At 66.8% G+C, this 19,312-nt stretch carries 19 protein-coding genes; 14 read left to right on the forward strand and 5 right to left on the reverse strand.

Annotated features, from left to right (window positions below; genetic code table 11):
• Window positions 1-64: 64 nt before the first annotated feature.
• Window positions 65-1,195, forward strand: coding sequence for a prenyltransferase (locus GobsT_RS12065; RefSeq protein WP_109571128.1), 1,131 nt, complete (start codon window positions 65-67; stop codon window positions 1,193-1,195).
• Window positions 1,196-1,285: 90 nt separating this feature from the next.
• Here the strand turns inward: GobsT_RS12065 and GobsT_RS12070 are convergent, their stop codons facing one another.
• Window positions 1,286-2,398 (reverse strand): lactonase family protein, encoded by a 1,113-nt coding sequence (locus GobsT_RS12070; protein ID WP_010047556.1) that lies wholly within the window; start codon window positions 2,396-2,398, stop codon window positions 1,286-1,288.
• A gap of 108 nt (window positions 2,399-2,506) precedes the next feature.
• Between GobsT_RS12070 and GobsT_RS12075 the strand changes: the two genes are divergently transcribed.
• On the forward strand, window positions 2,507-3,256 hold the full coding sequence (locus GobsT_RS12075) for a 3-keto-disaccharide hydrolase (protein WP_010047554.1): 750 nt from the start codon (window positions 2,507-2,509) through the stop codon (window positions 3,254-3,256).
• Window positions 3,257-3,304: 48 nt separating this feature from the next.
• On the opposite strand, the gene GobsT_RS12080 is transcribed toward GobsT_RS12075, so the two are convergent.
• Window positions 3,305-4,066, reverse strand: a complete 762-nt coding sequence (locus GobsT_RS12080; protein ID WP_029601198.1) for a hypothetical protein — start codon at window positions 4,064-4,066, stop codon at window positions 3,305-3,307.
• Window positions 4,067-4,229: 163 nt separating this feature from the next.
• On the opposite strand from GobsT_RS12080, the gene GobsT_RS12085 reads away from it, so the two are divergent.
• On the forward strand, window positions 4,230-5,168 hold the full coding sequence (locus GobsT_RS12085; protein ID WP_157506970.1) for an alpha/beta hydrolase: 939 nt from the start codon (window positions 4,230-4,232) through the stop codon (window positions 5,166-5,168).
• Window positions 5,169-5,275: 107 nt separating this feature from the next.
• Window positions 5,276-5,419: a hypothetical protein gene (locus GobsT_RS37720; protein ID WP_157506967.1), complete on the forward strand. Its 144-nt coding sequence runs from the start codon at window positions 5,276-5,278 to the stop codon at window positions 5,417-5,419.
• A gap of 25 nt (window positions 5,420-5,444) precedes the next feature.
• Here the strand turns inward: GobsT_RS37720 and GobsT_RS12090 are convergent, their stop codons facing one another.
• Window positions 5,445-6,767 (reverse strand): SPOR domain-containing protein, encoded by a 1,323-nt coding sequence (locus tag GobsT_RS12090; RefSeq protein WP_010047548.1) that lies wholly within the window; start codon window positions 6,765-6,767, stop codon window positions 5,445-5,447.
• A 226-nt stretch (window positions 6,768-6,993) separates the two neighbouring features.
• On the opposite strand from GobsT_RS12090, the gene GobsT_RS12095 reads away from it, so the two are divergent.
• From GobsT_RS12095 to GobsT_RS12115, 5 genes are all read left to right on the forward strand, one after another.
• A complete protein-coding gene (locus tag GobsT_RS12095; RefSeq protein WP_010047546.1) occupies window positions 6,994-7,536 on the forward strand; it encodes a TPM domain-containing protein in 543 nt (180 codons plus the stop codon).
• Window positions 7,533-7,904, forward strand: coding sequence for a hypothetical protein (locus GobsT_RS12100; RefSeq protein ID WP_010047544.1), 372 nt, complete (start codon window positions 7,533-7,535; stop codon window positions 7,902-7,904). Before GobsT_RS12095 ends, GobsT_RS12100 begins: the two co-directional genes overlap by 4 nt.
• Window positions 7,905-7,997: 93 nt before the next feature.
• Window positions 7,998-8,825: a CheR family methyltransferase gene (locus tag GobsT_RS12105; RefSeq protein WP_010047542.1), complete on the forward strand. Its 828-nt coding sequence runs from the start codon at window positions 7,998-8,000 to the stop codon at window positions 8,823-8,825.
• The gene (locus GobsT_RS12110; RefSeq protein WP_010047541.1) at window positions 8,822-9,397 is read left to right on the forward strand and encodes a chemotaxis protein CheB; all 576 of its coding nucleotides are present in this window, start codon (window positions 8,822-8,824) and stop codon (window positions 9,395-9,397) included. Before GobsT_RS12105 ends, GobsT_RS12110 begins: the two co-directional genes overlap by 4 nt.
• The gene (locus GobsT_RS12115) at window positions 9,394-11,004 is read left to right on the forward strand and encodes a response regulator (RefSeq protein ID WP_010047540.1); all 1,611 of its coding nucleotides are present in this window, start codon (window positions 9,394-9,396) and stop codon (window positions 11,002-11,004) included. The genes GobsT_RS12110 and GobsT_RS12115 overlap by 4 nt, the downstream gene beginning before the upstream one ends.
• Window positions 11,005-12,851: 1,847 nt before the next feature.
• Here the strand turns inward: GobsT_RS12115 and GobsT_RS12120 are convergent.
• Window positions 12,852-13,820 (reverse strand): DUF1571 domain-containing protein, encoded by a 969-nt coding sequence (locus GobsT_RS12120; RefSeq protein WP_010053375.1) that lies wholly within the window; start codon window positions 13,818-13,820, stop codon window positions 12,852-12,854.
• A gap of 595 nt (window positions 13,821-14,415) precedes the next feature.
• Here GobsT_RS12120 and GobsT_RS12125 point away from each other — a divergent pair.
• Complete coding sequence (locus tag GobsT_RS12125) at window positions 14,416-15,726, forward strand: BBP7 family outer membrane beta-barrel protein (protein WP_010045983.1); 1,311 nt, start codon at window positions 14,416-14,418, stop codon at window positions 15,724-15,726.
• A gap of 338 nt (window positions 15,727-16,064) precedes the next feature.
• On the opposite strand, the gene rpe is transcribed toward GobsT_RS12125, so the two are convergent.
• Window positions 16,065-16,721, reverse strand: coding sequence for a ribulose-phosphate 3-epimerase (gene rpe / locus GobsT_RS12130; RefSeq protein WP_010045981.1), 657 nt, complete (start codon window positions 16,719-16,721; stop codon window positions 16,065-16,067).
• 110 nt (window positions 16,722-16,831) lie between these two features.
• On the opposite strand from rpe, the gene GobsT_RS12135 reads away from it, so the two are divergent.
• The 4 genes from GobsT_RS12135 to GobsT_RS12150 all read left to right on the forward strand — a co-directional run bounded on the left by GobsT_RS12135 (window position 16,832) and on the right by GobsT_RS12150 (window position 19,289).
• Window positions 16,832-17,155 carry an Mpo1-like protein gene (locus GobsT_RS12135; protein WP_010045978.1) on the forward strand — a complete coding sequence of 108 codons (324 nt, stop codon included), beginning with the start codon at window positions 16,832-16,834 and terminating at the stop codon, window positions 17,153-17,155.
• Window positions 17,152-17,769 carry a TIGR02996 domain-containing protein gene (locus tag GobsT_RS12140; protein WP_010045976.1) on the forward strand — a complete coding sequence of 206 codons (618 nt, stop codon included), beginning with the start codon at window positions 17,152-17,154 and terminating at the stop codon, window positions 17,767-17,769. Before GobsT_RS12135 ends, GobsT_RS12140 begins: the two co-directional genes overlap by 4 nt.
• 248 nt (window positions 17,770-18,017) lie before the next feature.
• Entirely contained in the window at window positions 18,018-18,749 is a 732-nt protein-coding gene (locus tag GobsT_RS12145) for a phosphoadenylyl-sulfate reductase (RefSeq protein ID WP_010045974.1), read from the forward strand.
• A gap of 90 nt (window positions 18,750-18,839) precedes the next feature.
• The gene (locus GobsT_RS12150) at window positions 18,840-19,289 is read left to right on the forward strand and encodes an RrF2 family transcriptional regulator (protein ID WP_033199238.1); all 450 of its coding nucleotides are present in this window, start codon (window positions 18,840-18,842) and stop codon (window positions 19,287-19,289) included.
• The last annotated feature ends 23 nt before the right edge of the window (window positions 19,290-19,312 follow it).

Consider the following 19,312-nt stretch of genomic DNA (forward strand, 5'->3'; position numbering starts at 1 on the left):
GTATCCGTAGCTAATTGATAACGCCGCTACCCACTGAAGGCCCGGATCAGACGAGCTTATCACCATGTTTGACCCTCTGCGGTCGGTGTCGCGACGCACGTTCCTGCGGACCACGGTGTCCGGCGGTGCGACCGCGGGGCTGCACCTCGTCGGGCTCGCGCAACCCGGGGGCGGGCCGCGGTCCGAGACCGGCGCGGAGTTCATCACTGCCGAAACGCAGGAGGCCATCGACCGCGGGCTCGCGCAGCTCGCGCACGGGCAGGCGTCGGACGGCTCGTTCGGCGGCGGGCTGTTGGCGGGCGGGGTCGCGGCCGGGATCACCGGTCTGTGCGGACTGGCCCTTTTAGGTGCGGGGCAACAACCTGGGCGAGGGAAGTACGCGAAACACATCAGCCGGGTCGTCGATTACGTGGTGGACCGGACGAAAGGAGCCAGCAGCGGGTTCCTGACCACCGACGATTTCCGGTTCGGGAGCCAGCCGAGCGCGATGTACAGCCACGGGTTCGCGAGCTTGTTCCTCGCGGAGGTGTGCGGGATGCTGCCGGAGGCCGTGCGCCAGAAGAAGGTGCGGGCGGTGCTCGAGCGCGCGACCGCGTTCGCGGTGGACGCCCAGAATAAGGAAGGCGGGTGGCGGTACGAGCCGAAGGCGCCGTTCGCGGACGTGTCCGTGACGGTCGCGTTCATGATGGCGCTGCGCGCCGCCCGGAACGCCGGGGTGTTCGTGCGCAAGAGCGTGATCCGGCAGGGCTCGGAGTACATTCGCCGGTGCCAACTCCCGGACGGCGGGTTCAGTTACTTCAAGGGGCAGGGGGGCAGCGCGTTCGCCCGCACAGCGGCCGCAGTTGTGGGCCTGTACAGCGCCAGCGTACCCGAGGACGAGGAAGTCAACAGCCGGGCCATCGAGCGCGGTTTGCGATACCTCCAGCAGTACATGCCGAACCGCATGTTCAACCAGCGCGAGTTGCCGGCGGCGCACTACTACTACGGCCAGTACTACGCGGCCCTCGCGATGTGGACCGCCGGCGGCGACTACTGGCGGACGTGGTTCCCGGCGATCCGCGACGAACTGCTCGGGCGGGTCCGCGCCAGCGGCGGCACTTGGGCGGACCACGTTCACGGGCCGGCGTACGCCACCGCCATGAGCCTGATCGTGCTCCAGTTGCCGAACAACTACCTGCCGATCCTGCAAAAGTAGTCAAGCGTCGTGAGGCCGGAACCCGGAACGTCGGAGGCGCTTCAGAGCGCGGGCCGGCGGCTTTACGGGTTCCGGCCCTTCGGCGTTTGACTACTTAACTGGCACGAACTTCACACACACGCACCGGCTCACCGGCACGGTGGTGCCGGTCTCTTTGGCCCCGCCGGTTTCGGCGTCACGCGCCCACACCCCGACCTTACCGCCGTCCTGGCTCGCGATCAGCATCCACTTCCCCGAAGGGTCGATGTTGAAGTTGCGCGGGATCTTGATGTCGCCGGCAATGTGCCCGGCGGCTTCCAGCATGCGATCGTCCTTCACCTTGAACGCCGCGACGGTGTTGTGACCGCGGTTCGACACGTACACGAATTTCCCGTCCGGGGAGACGATGCACTCGGCGGTCGAGTTGCCCGGGGTCGGCTTCGGTAAGGTCGAGAGCGACTGTACGACCTTCCCGCCCTTAATCACGTTGACCGTTGAGTCGAGTTCGCCGCACACGTAAATGCCCTTGCCGTCCGGGGCGAACGCGATGTGCCGCGGGCCGCTCCCCGGCGGGGTGGTGATGTCCTCTTCCGTATCCTCTTCGACACCTTTCTTCAGGCTAACGTGGAACACCTTGATCTTGTCGATTCCGAGGTCCACGGTGTACAGGTGGTCGCCGGCCGCATTGAACGCGCAGCAGTGCGCGTGCGGCTCCTTCTGCCGGTTCGGGTTGGTGCTGCTGCCCGTGTGTTGAACGAACCCGAGGCGCTTGCCGAGTTTCCCGTCGGCTTCCACCGTGAACACGCAGGTGCTGCCCCCGCCGTAGTTCGCAACCGCCGCGAACTCGCCCTTCGGTGAGATCACGATGTAGCACGGCCCGGGGCCGCCGCTCTTGTCCTCGTTAAGCTTCTTCAGTTCACCGGTTTTCGCGTCGATCGCGAACGCGACGACCGGTCCGCCCTCTTTTCCGCCGCCTTCGCCCACCGCGTACAGGAACTGTTTGTTCGGGTGGACGGTTACGAACGACGGGCTGCCCATTTCGGCCGCCAGTTCCGGGGCGGTGAGTTTGCCGCTGGCGTCGTCGAACTTCGCCCGGTAGATGCCCTTGCTGTCCGTTTCGCCCTTCCCGGTGTATGTGCCGAAGTACACCCAGTGCTCGGCGGCGTTCGCGGCCGAACCGGTCGCGGTCAGTGCGGCTACCAGTGCGAGGCGAGAAATCAGCATCGGAGAGTGCTCCTTTCGGAATTCGCGGTAGACCCGTGCGGGTCGCGGGTTGATGATAATGGCCGTGGTTACACACGGGTAACGAAAACTGCCATTCGGGATGCTGCCATGCACAGGCTCGTCGCCCTTGTCGCTGCGGTGCTCGCAGGCGCGGTTGCGGGAGCGGACGAGCCGAAAAAGCTCGCCGCGAGCGCCGACGGGTGGATCGACCTGATGAGCCCCGAGGTGTGGAAGAAGGTCGACGACCGGTGGATCTTCGCGAGCGAGGTGAAACTCGCTCCGGATTCGAAGGGCAAAGCCGACGTGCGCCTGAAGGCGGAAAAGAAGCCGGGCGGTGCGGTGTGGGTTAACGGTGAGACCGGGCGGCTCCCGAACCTCATCACGAAAGAGGAGTTCGGTGACTGCGAGATCCACGTCGAGTTTCTGATTGCGAAGGGCTCCAACGCCGGGGTCAAGTTTCACGAGGTGTACGAGATCCAGATCCAGGACGATTACGGCAAGAAGAACCTAGATGGTAGCCACATGGGCGGCATCTACCCGCGGGCGAACCTGGAGAGGGGCGGATACCTGGACAAGGGCGTGCCGCCGAAGGTGAACGCCGCGAAGCCGTTTGGCGAGTGGCAGACCCTTGAAGCGACATGGAAGTCACCGCGGTTCAACGAGAAGGGCGAGAAGAGCGCGAGCGCGTTGGTGGTGAAGGCGACGCTCAACGGGCAGGTGATTCACGAGAACGCCGAGGTCAAAACACCGACCGGTGGGAACTGGGGTAAGAAAGAGACTCCGACCGGGGCCTTCATGCTCCAGACGGACCACGGTCCGACGGCGTTCCGCAACGTCCGCATCCGCCCGCTCAAGTGAGAACGACCGGCGCGAGACGAGTGGCTGTGGCGGTTCCGGGTGTGGTTTTCAGCGCGTGCGCTCGTGCGATTGCTCCCATTCTTCTTGCTCCTGTCGGAGGCGCTCGTCCAACTCGTCGAGTTCCGCGCTGCGGCGGTGGAGGGCCAACTCGATGCGGTCGAGCTCGGCTGCCCGTCGCTCGAGTGCGCTTCGCTCTTCGGCAACGGCGGCGCGACGCCCTTCGAGCTGGTCGAGGGTGACCCGGAGTTCGGCCGCCCGCCGGTCGAGGTCCGCGGCCCGCTGGTCTGAACGTGACACCTTCGTTTCGCGCGCCGCCAGTTCGGCCTCGCGCGCCTGGAGGGCGGCTTCACGCGCCTGGAGGTCGCTCTCGCGTTTCGCGACTTCGTCGGAAGTCGCGGCGAGCGCTCCCTGCTGGCGGTGCAACTCCTGCTTGCGCTGCATGGTGAGCGCTTCGAACTTGCATTCGGCCTCGGCCAACTCGCGGCGCTTTTTGTGTAACTCGCCGAGCCGTGCCGCCACGTACTGCTCGAACCGGGCCGCCTCTTCCTTCATAAAGTCGCCGGCGTAAACGGGCTCCTCGGCCTTCGATGGGGCCGGCACCTGTGGCGCCTGGGCGAGCGCGGCGCTGGTGAACTCGCCGTCCACCCAGATCGGGAACGAGTCGTCCGCGACCGGCGACGCGCGGTTCAGTAACTCGGCCACCGGCACCGCGGTGCGGCACTTCGGGCACACGATCGTTTTGAGCCCGAGCAAGTTGTCGGGCAGTCGGCCGCGGAGCCCGCAGCCGGGGCAGCTCACGATCAGGTTCATGGTGCGGGCTGAGTTCTGGCGATGTTTTAAATTTGGCAGCCGCTCGAACTGTAGCTCACACCGGGTGACGGTGCCAGGTTTCAGCGCGGGCAAGAATCGTGCGGTGCAAACCCGGTCGGGGCGTAAAATGGGCACCCACCGGAACCAGTTCGGAGAACAGACGATGACGCGAATGCGTTCGGTCCTTGCGGCCGGGTTATTCGTATTGACGGCGACTCTTCCGGCCTTGCCGGCCCGCGGAGACGGGCCGGCGCCAGCCACCTCCGCCGGGGCCACCCCCCTTGCGGTGAAGACGGAAAAGGACGTGGTGTACGACACCATCGACAAACAGGAACTGAAGCTCGACATCTGCGCCCCGAAGGAGAGCGGGTCGTACCCCTGTATCGTGCTGCTCCACGGCGGCGCCTGGGTCGGCGGGAGCCGCAAAGACCTGTCGGTCGGTCCGAAGGGCGGCGCGTCACTGATTGAAGAGGTCGCGGCGAAGGGGTACGTCGTGGCGTCGGTCGGATACCGGCTGGCGCCGAAGCACCGGTTCCCGGCCCAAATCCAGGACGTTCGGGCCGCGGTGCGGTTCTTGCGCGCGAACGCCAAGACCTACGGCATCGACCGCGACAAGTTCGCGGCGGCCGGGTTCTCGGCCGGCGGGCACCTCGCGCTACTCTTGGGTCTGGCGGACAAGGTCGCGGGTTGGGATGCGGGCTCGAACCTCGACCAAAGCTCGAAGGTGCAGTGCGTGGTGGACTTCTTCGGACCCACCGATCTGAGCCTGTATAACACCGAGGCGATCCTGGACGCGTACCTGGTGCCGGTGTTCGGGAAGGACGCCAAGACCGACAAAGAGGTGTTCAAAAAGGCGTCGCCGGTGACGTACGTGTCAAAGACGGCCCCCCCGGTGCTGATCTTTCACGGCACGTTCGATGTGGTGGTGCCGGTGGTCCACTCCGAATCGCTGCACAAGAAACTCACGGACTGCGGCGCGAACTGCCAGCTCGTCACCCTGTTCGGCGAGGGGCACGGGTGGACCGGGCGGACGTTTGCCAAGAGCTTGACTCAGGCCCTGACGTTCCTGGATACGCACCTGAAGGGGAAGGAGCAGAAGTGAAAACCGCGTTACGAAGCCCTTTGAGTGGGTTTCAACGCCGGCGCACACGTGGTGCCTGCCGGCAGCCCGCTCATTGTCGTCAGCGGTTACTCGTACTCGGGGGACTCGTGTCCCCCGCTCGCGTGGGGTTCCTCGTCTTTGTCACGGTAGCCCTGCTGGCCCTGCCGATCTTTGCCCACGGGTGCCACGGCGACGACGTGGACCACGAACCGCTCTTCGTCCCGTTTCGGCTGAACGCGGACGACCGCTGATCCGCCCGCGGTCGTCCCCGGTGCCTTACTCTTTCGCCTTCGGGATCGGCATCGGCATGATGTTGTCGAACAGCGTCGGGGCGTTCGCGACCGGCCGCAGCCCGGTCTTGTCCTCGGTCACCCGCGTTTTCGATTGGAGCGCCGCCAGCAGCCGCTTGGTCGCGAGCAGCGACGGGTCGTCCGGCCCGTCGAACTGGCCGACGGTGACGAGACTGGCGTTGCGGGTGTGCAGCACGAACGCTTCCAGGTTCAGCCCCTGGTCGTTCGGCCCCTTCATTTGGCGGAGCGCCTTGGCGAGCCCTTCGGCCTGTTCCGCGCCCGCCGCCAGTGCGTCCGCGCCCTTGCTGAACCCCATCTTTTGCATCACGCTCGGGGTCGATTCCTTGTTGGTGATCTCGACCGGCGCGACGAACGACTTCACCGCCAGCGTCCAGGTCTTCTTCGCCTTCAGCAGGTTGTACGGCATGCCCTCGTTCAGCTTCACGATGAACGGGTCGAAGCCCTGCTGCGGCTGCGCGGACCGCGGCACGGTCGGGTTCGGTACGACGAACGCGCCGGCGTAAGGGTTGATCGCGGCCTTCACGATCTCGGACTTGCCGTTCGCCCCGGTCTGAACGATCGCGCTCTTGTCCACCAAGAGTTCGTTCTTCGGGGTGGGCCAGGTCTTCAGCTTGAGCAGCGCCCTCTTGGCGTCGTCCTCGTTCTGGAACCCGCCCACCAGCACGCCGATCTGGTCGCGGTGGTGGTGGGTCATCACGTGCATCTTGTTGTCCGGTTCCAGGAACTCCGTCCCCTGGAACTGGCTGCGCTGCCGGAGCTTGGCGATCTCGGCCGCGTAAGCCTGCGCCTTCTGCCGGGCCGCCGCGATCTGGCGCATTTCCGCCTTACGTTCCTCCGAGATGTACTCGAACAAGAACGCCTGGACCCGGTACGTGTCGCGGATCTCGTGGGCCAGCCCTTCGGCCAGTTCGCGGGCGGAGGCGCCGGGGTCCTCTTTCGCCGCCGGCGTGTCCTTCGCGGGGCGCACGTAGCTCTTCACCATGATGAAGAACGCCCCGTGCTCCGGTTTGAGCAGCCACGGGTGGTCGGCGCCCAGGGCGGTTTTGATCTCAATGTTCGTGGGCAGCGGCACCGGCGCGGACGTGACGCTCGCGGGCTGAATGCCGCTGGTCGGGGGGAGGTACGCCCCTCCGGCCGGCGCCACCGGGTTGGTCGGCTGTGCCGACCCGACGGGCGTAACGCCCGGCGGCAGAGCTGGTGCGAGCCGCGGCGCTCCCGGCTGCTGGCCCACGACCACCCCGCCCGTCAGCAGCGCCAAACTGGCTCCCAACAGCGCCTTCTTGCGCATGTCTTCCCCCGTTCGTGGGTGTGTGGCAAACACTGTAATCGGTGTTGCGGCCTGATAGCGTGGCGGCGAGCGGGACGCCAGAGGAAAACCGTGGAATCGCTCAAGTCCACTTCTGGAGTGCCGACCGTTTGCTCGGGGCGCAGGTGATTCGGGCCTTCCCCCCTGTGCGCCGCGCGTGCCGGTGTAGAATTGGCTGTACTCTCCCCATTCGTCCGTGAGGTGAAGCATGCGCCGCACTCTGTTCGCTTTGATCGTTCTGGGGTCTTTTGGCTCGGTTGTGCTGGCCCAGAAGACTGAGCCGGTTGCGCCGGGCGCGCAAAAGGACGCGCCCAAGCGCGAGAAGGCGCTGGAAAGCAAGGACGAGGCGAAGCGGTTCGGCGAGACCGCGTGGGCGCGACTCGCGCCCGCCGCGGAGCGGCTGTTCAAGGAGAAGGGCATCGACTTCGTGGTCGAAACGGCGCCGTCCCCGCCGAAAGGCGATCCCAATAAAATCGCCGCGATGAGGCCGGCGGAGCGCGAGAAGTTCTTCAAGGAGTTCACCGACGCACGGGCCAAGGAGTTGAACCTCAAGGGGGTTCACGTGTTCGTGAGCATGAAGCCGGAGACGCTGTACGTTCACGTCTCCGAGGCCGCCGACCTGCCCAAGGGCTTCGGCCCGAAGCTCAAGGCCGCGCTGATCGCCAGCTTCCGCGAGAAGAAGTTCGACGAGGGGCTGAACAAGGCCATCGACATGACGCTCGACGCGAAAGGACTGGGGGAGAAGAAGTGAGCGCGCCCGGACTGATGCTGTGCGACGACCTGATCTTCTTCAGCCGCGTGTCCGGAACCGCACGCGCGGCGGGGCTGGCCGTCCGCATGGTGCGCACCGCCGCCGATCTGCTCGCCGCGGCCCGGGCCACGACGCCCGGGGGCGTTATCCTCGACGTTCACAACCCGGGGCTGGACCTGCCCGCGCTCCTCGCCGACCTGAAAGCGGTCTGCGACCCCGCCCCGCGCGTGATCGCTTACGGGTCGCACGTCGAGCCCGACGTGCTGCGCGCGGCCCGGCAGGCGGGGTGCGACCGGGTGATGCCGCGGAGCCAGTTCGTAACGGAACTCGACGCGAAGATCGGGGAATGGCTCGGCGCAAATGCGTGACGACATTGGCCCGCCGCTTGCACCTCGGAAGGCCCGCGCCGCGCTCGTGGAGCCCTCTAAACCGTCGCGCGTTCTGACCTGAGACCTCCCACCGTGAGCGACAAGACCGAAGACATCGAACTGCGGCTCTTGTTGGAAGCGATCCACAAGCGGTACCACTACGACTTCCGCGGGTACTCCGTGGCGTCGCTCAAGCGGCGCCTCACGCAGGCCCGCGAGCGGTTCGGCTGCGACACCTTCTCCCAACTCCAGGACCGCGTCCTCCACGACCCCGCCGTGCTGCCGGCCCTGCTCGCCTACCTGACCGTGCAGGTCAGCGAGCTGTTCCGCGACCCGGCGTACTTCCGCGCGATCCGCGAGCAGGTGGTGCCGCATCTGAAAACGTACCCGTCGCTGAAGGTGTGGGTCGCGGGGTGCAGCGCCGGCGAGGAGGTGTACTCGCTGGCGATCCTGTTCCGCGAGGAGGGGCTTGACGAGCGCACCATGTTCTACGGCACCGACATCAACCCCGAGGCGCTGAAGCGGGCGGAGGCCGGGGTGTACGACCTGGACCGGCTCCCGCTGTTCACCGAGAACCACCGCAAGGCGGGCGGCAAGTCGTCGCTGTCGGACTACTACACCGCGGCTTACGGCAGCGCCGTGTTCGACAAGTCGTTGCGCCGCCGGACCGTGTTCTCGGATCATAGCCTGGCCTCCGACGCGGTGTTCGCCGAGGTGCAACTGGTGTCGTGCCGCAACGTGCTGATCTACTTCGACCGCGACCTCCAGGACCGCGCCGTCGGGCTGTTCAAGGACTCGCTCGTGCGGAAAGGGTTCCTGGGGCTCGGGGCCAAGGAGAGCCTGCGGTTCTCCGCGCACGCGGACGCCTTCGCCCCGTTCGCCCCGGATGAGCGGGTCTACCAGAAACAGGGGGACCTGTGAGCGCCGGGGCCGAGGCGGTGGTGATCGGCGCGTCCGCCGGCGCGGTGGACGCCCTCTCCGCGGTGCTGCCGGCGCTCCCGAAGGGGTACCCGCTGCCGGTGATGGTGGTGGTTCACCTGCCGCCCGATAAAAAGAGCGTGATGGCGGAGCTGTTCCGCGGGAAGTGCGCGGTGGACGTGCGCGAGGCCGACGACAAGGAGCCGTTGACCGGCGGTACCGTGTATTTCGCGCCACCCGATTACCACCTGCTCGTGGAACCGGACCGCCGCCTCTCGCTCTCCAGCGAGGAGCAGGTCCATTTCTCGCGCCCGTCCGTGGACGTGCTGTTCGAGTCCGCCGCGGACGCGTTCGGCCCCGGGCTGGTCGGGGTCGTGCTCACGGGCGCGAACGCGGACGGCGCCCGGGGGCTGCGGGCCGTGCTCGCGGCCGGCGGAACCGGGCTGGTCCAGACCCCGACAACCGCGGCGGCCGCGGCAATGCCCCTCGCCGCGCTGGCCGCCCACCCCGCCGCCCGCGCGCTCACGCTGGATCAAATCGCGGCTCACCTCCGCGAGCTCGGAGGTACGTCATGAGCACACCGACACCGGCACCCGTTCACTTTCTGCTCGTGGACGACCTTGAGGAGAACCTGCTGGCGCTCGAGGGGCTGCTGCGCCGCGACGGGCTGACGCTCCTGAAGGCCCGGTCCGGCCCCGCGGCGCTGGAACTGCTCCTCGTCCACGAGGTGGCGCTCGCGTTCGTGGACGTGCGGATGCCCGTGATGGACGGGTTCGAGCTGGCCGAGTTGATGCGCGGCACCGAGCGCACCCGGCGCGTGCCGATCATCTTCCTCACCGCCGGCACCCCGGACCAGCAGCGGCGGTTCCGCGGGTACGAGACCGGCGCGGTGGACTTCCTCACCAAGCCGCTCGAAGCGCACGTGGTGCGGAGCAAGGCCGACGTGTTCTTCGAGCTGTGGCGCGAGCGCCAGGAGGTGGCGCGGCAGCGGGACGAGCTGAAGCTCATCGCCGCCGAGAACGCCCGCCTCCTGGCCGAGACCCAGCGCACCGCCGAGGCGCTGCGCGAGGCCGACCGCCGCAAGGACGAGTTCCTGGCGACCCTGGCGCACGAGCTGCGCAACCCGCTGGCCCCCATGCGCAACGGGGTCCACCTGATGCGGGTGGGGCAGCCGGACGGGCCGGCGCGCGAGCGCACGCTCGCGATGATGGAGCGGCAGCTCGGGCAGATGGTCCACCTGGTGGACGACCTGCTGGACGTGGCCCGGTTCTCCAGCGGCAAGATCGTGCTCCGGAAGGAGCGGCTCGAACTGGCCCCGGTGCTCGGCACCGCGGTCGAAACGAGCCGCCCGCTGATCGAGGTCGGGCGCCACGAGCTGACTGTCGACGTGCCCGCCGAGCCGCTCCTGCTCGACGGCGACCGCACCCGGCTCACGCAGATCTTCGCGAACCTGCTGAACAACGCCGCGAAGTACACCCCCAAGGGCGGGCGGATCACCCTCTCGGCGGCCCGCGAGGGGGAGAAAGCGGTGGTGCGCGTGGGCGACAACGGGATCGGCATCTCGGCCGAGATGCTGCCCCAGGTGTTCGACCTGTTCACCCAGGTCGGCAGCGCGGTGGACCGCGCCCAGGGCGGGCTGGGGATCGGGCTGACGCTGGTGAAGCGGCTGGTCGCGTTGCACGGCGGGGAGATCGCCGCGCACAGCGCCGGGGAGGGGAAGGGGAGCGAGTTCGTCGTGCGCCTGCCGCTCGTGAACCGCCCCGCCGCGGCCGAACCGGCGGCTCCGGTTGCGGCGCCCCCCGAGCCGCGGCTGAAGCGCGGCGCGCCGGTGCTGATCGTGGACGACAACCTGGACGCGGCCGAGTCGCTGGCCGAGCTGCTCGAAATGAAGGGGCACACGGTGCGCACCGCCCGCGACGGGGCGGAGGCGATGCGGGTGCTGGGTACGTTCCGCCCGCGGCTGGTGCTGCTCGACCTGGGCCTGCCCGGCATGAGCGGGTACGAACTGGCCGAACGGCTCCGGGACGATCCGGCCCTGAGCGGGATGGCTCTCGCCGCGCTCACCGGATGGGGCAAGGACGAGGACCGACGCCGCACGAAAGAGGCCGGGTTCGATTACCACTTCGTGAAGCCCGCCGACCTGAGCCAGGTCGATGCCGTACTCGCCGGGTTGGGGCAGTAGCGCCCGTGCGGGGACCGGCCCCTTCGTTTGTTGCGTTGCGATTGGCATCGGGTGCTTCCCTGGTGGTGCTTCCGGTCGTTCGTTTCGTCTCGTTTCGCTGCTTGCGGGCCGCGAAACTTCCACCGGCTTGTGCCCGAGCGGGTACCGCTCGGTTGGATCGTTTCGGCCGCAAGTGACTTCCTGAAAACCTGTTGCGACGCATCTCTTGGCCGCCGTGGGAACCATCCTACTCAACCTTTGACGGCTCGGAGCGCGGGTTTTAGGTGCGATTCGGTGGTAGCGACGCACCAGCGTACTGCCAGCTCATGACCATTCGAACACCAGCGAACGTCCAGTCGGTGACCCATCGGCAGCGATCGCGTCGGCACTGTAACCCCCGAGTGGCGTCGCGACGCGAGTGTAACGGGGGTTACAGTGGTGTCGCGACGCGAGTGTAACGGGGGTTACAGTGGTGTCGCGTCGCGAGTGTAACGGAGGTTACAGTGGCGTCGCGACGCGAGTGTAACGGGGGGTACAGTGATGTCGCGAGTGTAACCCCCGTTACAGTGCCGAGTGAACTTGGGGACAGCCCCAGGGCCGGCGTCGGCAAAACGTGTGGGTGAAGTCACAACCCCGTACCCGTGGTACGCTGCATAACCACACACAGCGCTGTTAGCAGCGGTCACGTTGTGGCTCCGTTCCGGTGCTTCGGACGGCTATTCCCGGTTGCGTGTCTGCGCAACGCCCCCCTCTACGGCAGATGGCACCGGCCTTCGGTCCGGTGGGTGCGTCTGCTTCTCATACATGAACACGCCTGCGGTGTCGCTTGTGTTGACGGGCCGCGACCGTAGAGGTCGCCAAGGCACGCGCCCGAACGGGAAATGACAGTGGGGGACACGGCTCGTTAAGAAATCAGACGTGTTTTCTGTGTATATGTTTTATAGTTTGCGCCGGTTGAGCTAGAAGGGTGCTTGGCCTGTGAAGGTGCCCCGGCCCCGAAGACGACCTACCCCCGTCCCCATCCCTAAAGGTAGGGGGTGGCGCCGGGAGGGGTGGTCCCGATGCGAGCGGAAAGGCAACCTACCCCCCGGCCCCCTCCCTAAAGGGAGGGGGTGGCGCCGGGAGGGGTGGTCCCGGCGCGATATGCGCACGCGGGGCGAAGACCCACCCCCTGCCCCTCCCTGAAGGGAGGGGAGCAAGGCACGGGCGCATCGATTCCGCCTCGGGTGCGCGGTGGTTTTTGCTCCCCCTCCCTTCCCGACGGCCCACGGAAGCTCTGCTGACCGGGCCGGCGAGCACGGCGAGGGGGCGGGGGGTAGGTTGCCTTTGCTCTCCTCCCTTCAGGGAGGGGCCGGGGGTGGGTCTTCGCTCCGCGTGCGCATATCGCGCCGGGACCACCCCTCCCGGCGCCACCCCTTCCCTTCAGGGAGGGGGCAGGGGGGTAGGTTGCCTTTCGCCCCCTGGTCACCCCCGGTCACCCTCTGGTCACCCCGGGTGACCGCCGTAACTCCTTGCGGCGCAAGGCTTGGTCACCCGTGGTCACCCCGGTCACCCCCTCTCTACCCCCCGTAACACTCCGCCGCCCCCCCCTGGCGCGTGTGTAACGAGCGCCGGACGACGTTACACCGGAGAACGTTACACCCGCGAGAAGATGTTCGACAAATAAAAAAGAAAAGGGGTGACCAGGGTGACCAGGGGTGACCGCGCCTTGTGCCGCAAGGACTTACGGCGGTCACCCCCCCGGCCCACCGGGTGACCGGGGGTGACCACCGGAGCGCGGGGCCGGGCGCGCTGCCCCGGTGCCACGTCTCCCGCTCCCGGGCAGACGCGGCTCGTCAAGACAGCGGCACCGCGGGTGGGTTCGTGTATTACGGCGTCTTCAACCAGGCGGCCGTGAACGTGTCGGGCGGGAAGGTGGGGTTCAACTCGATGTCGCGGAAGTAGTAGGTACCGATCGTCACTTTCGTGCCGCCCGGTGCGTCGCGGAGCGTCTCGGTCGCGACCTGGAGCCACCGCTCGCGGTCGATGAAGATGGTCACTTCCGTGAACCCCTCGGCCGCGATCACCTTCGGGTCTTTGCTAGCGGCCCCGCCCAACTGAAATGCGTCCACCTCGACCCCCTCGCACATGCGCCGGATCACATGGCACTCGCGGTTCCCGGCCTTCTCGACCGTTTTGGTTCCCAGGTACTCGTACTTGAACTTGCCGGTCTCCTGACGGTCCTTCCACGCCTCGTGGGTGCGGAGCATGGTGCGGTACAGCCCGGCGTCGCGGACGCAGTAGCGCGACTGGCCCGTTGCGAGCGGGCTGTCCGGCGGGATCGGGGTGCTCAGCTTGCTGACGAAGGCTTTCGGGCGCCAGGTTACGGCTTTGTTCCCTAAGCCGCCCTCCGCTTCAGGACGTTCGCTGAACAGCGTGCCGGTGATCTCGGACCCCAGGAACGACCGCGCTCCGGAGCGCCACTTCGCGGCGACCTCGATTGCGGTTTTCTTCGTGTCGGGGTCGGGCACGTCGCCGCGCACGCACAACTCGAGCACCTCGACCGGCGGGGACTGCGGGGGCTCCGGTTTCCCCTGTACCCGTTCCTGCTTCTCAAGAACGCAGCGCATCCCGTGGACCTCGCGCTGGTACCGCGTGAGGCACACCGACAGTGCCTTGACCGGGTCCGTTCGGGCCAACGTGTCGAACTCGTCTTGCGTCGGGAGCTTGTCGCCGTGGTCCTCGTGCGCCAGCGGGGGCGGGGGCGGCGCCGCGCGGAACAACTGGTCGTACGCGACGTACCCGCCGCACGCGATCAGCGCGAGCACCGCGACGAGAAGAGCGAACACCCGGTTCATCCTGAATCCTCCTGCCCAGGGGAGAGCGTTCAGGCAGTGTACGCCGAGCCGACGGGCCGCACAACGCGCGGACGAGTGCGCGGCGTGTGGGGCACCGGAACGGGTGGAAGAGTGCTGTACTGTGTAGCCGGTCTCTGTGAGACACGTACCCGGTAATATTGTCGCTTTCCTGACGAGCCGCGACCGCCAGGGAGCGGGGTACGTGGCACCGCTCCCTGGCGGTCGCGGCTCGTCAAGAAAGCGACACCGCGGGTGGGTTCATGTATGAGTGTGGTCCGCTCACTCCGTGAGCGGTCGCTCCGGGGATCGGATGCGCGTTGCGCACAGCGACGGAGCGGATGACACCAGGAGCGGATCCGATACGCGGAGCGACCGCTCACGGAGTGAGCGGACCACACTCCAGGCCGGAACCGCGGTACGGCCCGAACTCGAAACGACTGGACTCGGTATGAGTCACCGGAACGGGTGCGGGCGGAAGGTGAAACGAGATGGTTTCCCGTCTTCGGCCTTCTGCCGGGCGAAACTCCAGTTGAAATCGCCGTCAGTGGCGACTATCCGCGCGGAGGGCAAAGACCGTACACGCACGGGGTGAGGAATGCGCAGCCGTTGGCCGGTCGCGGTCGGGGTGGTGCTGGTTTCGGTCGGCGTCGGGCGTGCGCAGCCGCTTCCGCCGCCCGCGCTCCCGCCGCTCGCGCCCCTGCCGGTCGCGCCCCCGCCCCCGCCGGTCGCATCGGTCGCGCCGACGCCACCCACGACGCCCCCACCGCCGGACAACGCGACCCTGCCACCACTGCTGCCGGTTCCGCCCGTTCCCCCTCTCGCCGAGGTGCCCAAGCCGGGCGGCACCCCGCCACCCGTCGAGTACGACCCGAACTACCTGTACCTGCCGGAACGCGAGCCCGAGCGGCCGCGGTTTCGTGCGGAAGAGGAGCCGGGCGGGAAGTGGTGGGGCGGTGTGTCGCTGGGGTTGGCGTGGGCGGATCGCGACACGCTCCCGGCGACCGTCCGACTCCCCGTCGTGTCCGGGCTCGGCGGGGCCGGGCCGGGGCTGATGCTGCCGGTCGCGGGGCGCTCAACGAACCGGTTCGACGCCGCGCTGGGTCTGGAGGGCGGGCGCCGCTTCGGCGCGGGTAACACGTCCGGTGTGGACCTGGGGTTCTTCTTCCGCTCGTCGGAAAACTCGTTCGACGGGTACGCGCCGGGGGTGGTCGTGCTGTTCCCGCAGGGGACGGCTCGCGCGCCGCAACTGCTCCCGCTGTTCGAGCCGCTCGCGTCGATGTTCACGGGCGTGTTCCCCGCCCGCCTCACGAACTCGTTCGTCACCCCCGAAGTGAACTACCGGCACCGGCTCTACGGCGACCGCCACGCCTGGCTCGACGCGCTCGCGGGCTACCGCTTTGCGTACTTGAAAGACGAACTGTTCATCGGCGAATCGGACCGCGTGAACGACAACGATGACCGGGGCCGGAACTGGCGCGGGCCGGGGCCGTACCGGGTCTCGGTCGCGAACCCGTTCCACGGCGGGCAGATCGGGCTGGCCGGGCACTACCGCGCCGAGAGCGGGTGGTACGTGGCCGGTTCGGCCAAGGTCGCATTCGGGGCGGTCACGCCGGAGGTCCGCGCGAGCGGGCTGTTCACCGGCGCCGAGGGGTTGCTCGGGGGGAACTACCGCCGTTTCGCCGCCCTGGACACGCGCGACGAGAGCCGGTTCGCGGTGATGCCGGTAGTGAACGTGTCCGCGGGCTGGCAGTTCACCCCGCGGGCGCGGGCGTACGTCGGCTACTCGTTCCAGTACCTGAGCCGCGCCGGGCGCTTGAGTAATGTGCTCGACCCCGCCGCAAGCGGGCTCAAACTGACGGACTTCTCCGTGCAGTCGGTGAACCTCGGATTAGAAATCGGGTACTGATGAGATAAGGGCTCAAGATTAGCCGCAAAAAAGCACAAAGGGCACAAAAGAAGATAGAAGAAAGAGTTAGCCACAAAAAAGCACAAAGGGCACAAAAGAAGAGAGAAGACGGAGTTAGCCACAAAAAAGCACAAAGGTCACAAAAGAAAGCCGAGGACAAGACAATAAAGAAGTGTTTTAAATTCACTACTCTGTCTCGGTCTTCGGTCTTCTTTTGTGCCCTTTGTGCTTTTTTGTGGCTAATCTCTCTTCTGCTTTTCTCTTCGGTTTTCTTTTGTGCCCTTTGTGCTTTTTTGTGGCCAATCTCTCTTCTGTCTTCTTTCGTGGCTCACTCTGCTTTATTGCTTGGCCAGCGCGATGAGGTCTTTCATTGCGGCGGCCGGGCCTTGCTTCGCGCCGAACACCGCGCTGCCCGCGACGAACACGTTCGCGCCCGCAGCGGCGCAGTCCGCGATGGTCTTCGCCCCGATGCCGCCGTCCACCTCGATCTCGCACGCGGGGTTGTGGGCGCCGATCAGCGCTTTGAGCTTGCGGAGCCGTTCGAGGCTCTCGGGGATGAACGCCTGCCCGCCGAACCCCGGGAACACGGTCATGCACAGCGCGAGGTCGATGTCCTTCAGGTACGGTTCGATGCGCTCGACCGGCATGTCCGGGTTGAACGCCAGACCCACCTTCTTGCCCAGCGCCTTCTTGATGTGCTCCACCATCGGCCGCGGGTCCGGCAGCACCTCCAGGTGAACGATGAGAGTGTCCGCGCCCGCCTTCACGAACCCGTCCAGGAACCGGCCCGGGTCTTCGACCATCAGGTGGACTTCCAGCGGGATGGTGGTGACCGGCCGGAGCCCCTCGACCACGACCGCGCCCATGCTCAGGTTCGGGACGAAGTGCCCGTCCATGACATCGACGTGGATGCGGTCGGCGCCGGCTTTCGTGACCTCGCGGACCAACTCGCCGAGCTTCGAGAAGTCGGCCGCCAGGATGGAAGGTGCGATCATGTGAGTGGCCGGGTTCGTGTTCGGGGCGGCGCGGGGCTGCAAACCGCCCCCCGAAAACAGTACACAATCAGCACGAAACACCAACCACGAAACGCCAAACACCCCAAGCGATGCCGAGATTTCCGATCGCACGCGCGCTGATCCGGTTCGCCGGCCGCGCCCGCCGTAACTGGCTCGACCGCCACCAAACCCCCGCGAACTTCTGGATCCACATGCTGGGGATACCGCTCGCGTTCGCGGGCGTCCCGCTGCTGTTCCTCGCCGAATGGTACTGGGGGGCGGGGGCGATCGTTCTGGGGTACTTCCTGCAATGGGTGGGGCACCGGATCGAGGGAAATGATGTCGGGGAGTTCATCCCGATCAAGCGACTGCTGGGGCTGCCGGTGGTGGCAATCGCCCCGCAGCACCGACCGCTGAACGAGACCAAACCGTGAGCGAACGCGAGGCACTTTGGGGCGCGGTCTGCGAGCACCCGGAAGAGGACACGCCGCGGCTCATGTTCGCGGACTGGCTTCTGGAGCACGGTGACGCAGCGGATCGCACACGGGCGGAGTTCGTTCGCCTCCAGGTCGGTCTGGCGCGGGGGCAATTCGATGGCCCGAAACGGATTGCTGCCCTTCAACGGGTCGTGGAACTGCTGTCCGCGAACGACGATCGGTGGCGCGCAGAAGTGCCGCAGGTGCCCGGCGCTTACGCGACCGGGAACTACGACCGCGGGTTAATTTCGACGCTTCGCGTAATGGATCAGATCGAGTTCCGTGCCGCGGAAGCGTTCCGCGTAGTGCCCGTTTCGCACCTCGAATTCGCCCGGCCGGTCGATCCGGCCTACCTCGCCGAACTGCCGAATCTTGATCGACTTGGTGAACTCTCGTTTGTTTTAGAACTGGCGTGTCCCTTCACTCATCTTGCGCGATTTGTCGCGGCTTCCGACTTTCGATCTCTGCGGCGAGTGACGATTGGGGCACCCAGCTTGCCTGCCGACTGGGAGAAGACCTTGGAGCAGCGGTTTGGCTCGAAGCTCGCTCGCAAACGTCCGCCGGGCGAGTGACAGCGGTTTCGATCGGCTTCAAGATCATTCGGCGTAAGCTGTTGCAGTGTAGAGGGAAATGCTCGATTCCCCGGGCAACGTTCGCCACACCCCAGGGGCAGAGGAAACAGAGAAGTGCTGCGCGTTCTGCGCTTCGTTACGGTTTACGAATTCCGCAATTTGCATTCTGATAGTTCCGACCTGCGCGTTCGGGTGTAGAATCTTTACGATGGCAATGCGGGATGTGTTGGAATCGTCCGGAGAACGGGATGCCGGTAACGCAGGCCACGCCGGAGGAGATCGCCGCGGCGAACGAGCGGCTCCTGAACGCGACCCCACAAGACGTGCTCCGCTGGGCGAGTGACCGCTTCTCGCCGCGCCTGCTGATGGCGACCGCGTTCGGTGCGGAAGGGTGCTGCCTGATCCACATGCTGGCGGAGATCCAGCCGAACGCGCGGATCATCAACCTGGAAACCGGGTACCAGTTCCCCGAGACGCTGGCGCTGCGCGAGCGGATCAAGGCCCGTTACGGCACCGAGGTCGAGTACATCTACCCGGAACAGACCGTCGCCGATTACGAGGCCGAGCGCGGCGGGCCGCTGCACCAGCTCCGCCCGGACCAGTGCTGCCACGACCGCAAGATCCTTCCCCTCCGGCGCGCGGTCGAGCGCATCGACCCGCTCGCCTGGATTTCGGCGATCCGCAAGGACCAGACGGCCGATCGTGGGAAGGCGGCGGTGGTGCAGTGGGACGCGAAGTTCTCGCTGGTGAAACTCAACCCGCTGCTGAACTGGACCAAGAAGGACGTGTGGGGCTTCATCCACAAGCACGACGTGCCGTACAACCCGCTCCACGACCGCGACTACCCGAGCATCGGGTGCTGGCCCTGCACCCGCCCGGTGGCGCCGGGCGAGGACGAGCGCGCCGGCCGCTGGGCCGGTAAAGCGAAGAAGGAGTGCGGGCTGCACGTGATCGAGGTCAAGGACGGGGAAGGGATTTAGTTTCGGGTGAGGATGAGGGGCAAGAACGTGAGGGCGCCGGCCGCTCCCGTTCGGCCCCTCGCGCTTCACTTCTCACTCCTTAGTGACGCTATGCTTTTTTCCGCTCGTGCCGAATACGCGTGTCTGGCGATGCTGGAACTGGCCGCCCATTACGGCGACCCGAAGCCGGTGCGCCTGACGGACATCGCGAACAAGCACGGGATCTCGTCCCCGCGCTTTCTGGTGCAGATCCTGATCCAGTTGAACAAGGACGGGCTGGTGACCAGCACCCGCGGGGCGGCCGGCGGGTACCACATCGCGCGGGCGCCGTCGGCGATCACGCTGGCCGACGTGATCGCGGCGGTGGAAGGGACGGAGCAGGCCGGAACGCGGACGAAAGCTCGCAAGCCCACGTCACCGCTGGCCGCGGCGCTCGACGACGTGTGGGACCGCGTCCGCACCGCGCACGAAGACTTCCTTCTGAAGCAGGCCGCGATCCTCAAATCCACGACGCTCGCTCAGCTCGTCGATTCCGGCGAGCCGCTCCAGTACGTGATCTGATTGTGCCGGCAAGAATCGCCTTC

Source organism: Gemmata obscuriglobus (assembly GCF_008065095.1).
GTDB lineage: Bacteria > Planctomycetota > Planctomycetia > Gemmatales > Gemmataceae > Gemmata > Gemmata obscuriglobus.

What these genes read in the sequence shown, in the direction of transcription:
- GobsT_RS12145 (WP_010045974.1), top strand. Translation starts at nt 18,018, where the DNA reads ATGCCGGTAACGCAGGCCACGCCGGAGGAGATCGCCGCGGCGAACGAG.
- GobsT_RS12085 (WP_157506970.1), top strand. Translation starts at nt 4,230, where the DNA reads ATGACGCGAATGCGTTCGGTCCTTGCGGCCGGGTTATTCGTATTGACG.
- GobsT_RS12150 (WP_033199238.1), top strand. Translation starts at nt 18,840, where the DNA reads ATGCTTTTTTCCGCTCGTGCCGAATACGCGTGTCTGGCGATGCTGGAA.
- GobsT_RS12090 (WP_010047548.1), bottom strand. Translation starts at nt 6,767, where the DNA reads ATGCGCAAGAAGGCGCTGTTGGGAGCCAGTTTGGCGCTGCTGACGGGC.
- GobsT_RS12115 (WP_010047540.1), top strand. Translation starts at nt 9,394, where the DNA reads ATGAGCACACCGACACCGGCACCCGTTCACTTTCTGCTCGTGGACGAC.
- GobsT_RS12125 (WP_010045983.1), top strand. Translation starts at nt 14,416, where the DNA reads ATGCGCAGCCGTTGGCCGGTCGCGGTCGGGGTGGTGCTGGTTTCGGTC.
- GobsT_RS12095 (WP_010047546.1), top strand. Translation starts at nt 6,994, where the DNA reads ATGCGCCGCACTCTGTTCGCTTTGATCGTTCTGGGGTCTTTTGGCTCG.
- GobsT_RS12135 (WP_010045978.1), top strand. Translation starts at nt 16,832, where the DNA reads ATGCCGAGATTTCCGATCGCACGCGCGCTGATCCGGTTCGCCGGCCGC.
- GobsT_RS12080 (WP_029601198.1), bottom strand. Translation starts at nt 4,066, where the DNA reads ATGAACCTGATCGTGAGCTGCCCCGGCTGCGGGCTCCGCGGCCGACTG.
- GobsT_RS12120 (WP_010053375.1), bottom strand. Translation starts at nt 13,820, where the DNA reads ATGAACCGGGTGTTCGCTCTTCTCGTCGCGGTGCTCGCGCTGATCGCG.
- GobsT_RS12075 (WP_010047554.1), top strand. Translation starts at nt 2,507, where the DNA reads ATGCACAGGCTCGTCGCCCTTGTCGCTGCGGTGCTCGCAGGCGCGGTT.
- GobsT_RS12070 (WP_010047556.1), bottom strand. Translation starts at nt 2,398, where the DNA reads ATGCTGATTTCTCGCCTCGCACTGGTAGCCGCACTGACCGCGACCGGT.
- GobsT_RS12065 (WP_109571128.1), top strand. Translation starts at nt 65, where the DNA reads ATGTTTGACCCTCTGCGGTCGGTGTCGCGACGCACGTTCCTGCGGACC.
- rpe (WP_010045981.1), bottom strand. Translation starts at nt 16,721, where the DNA reads ATGATCGCACCTTCCATCCTGGCGGCCGACTTCTCGAAGCTCGGCGAG.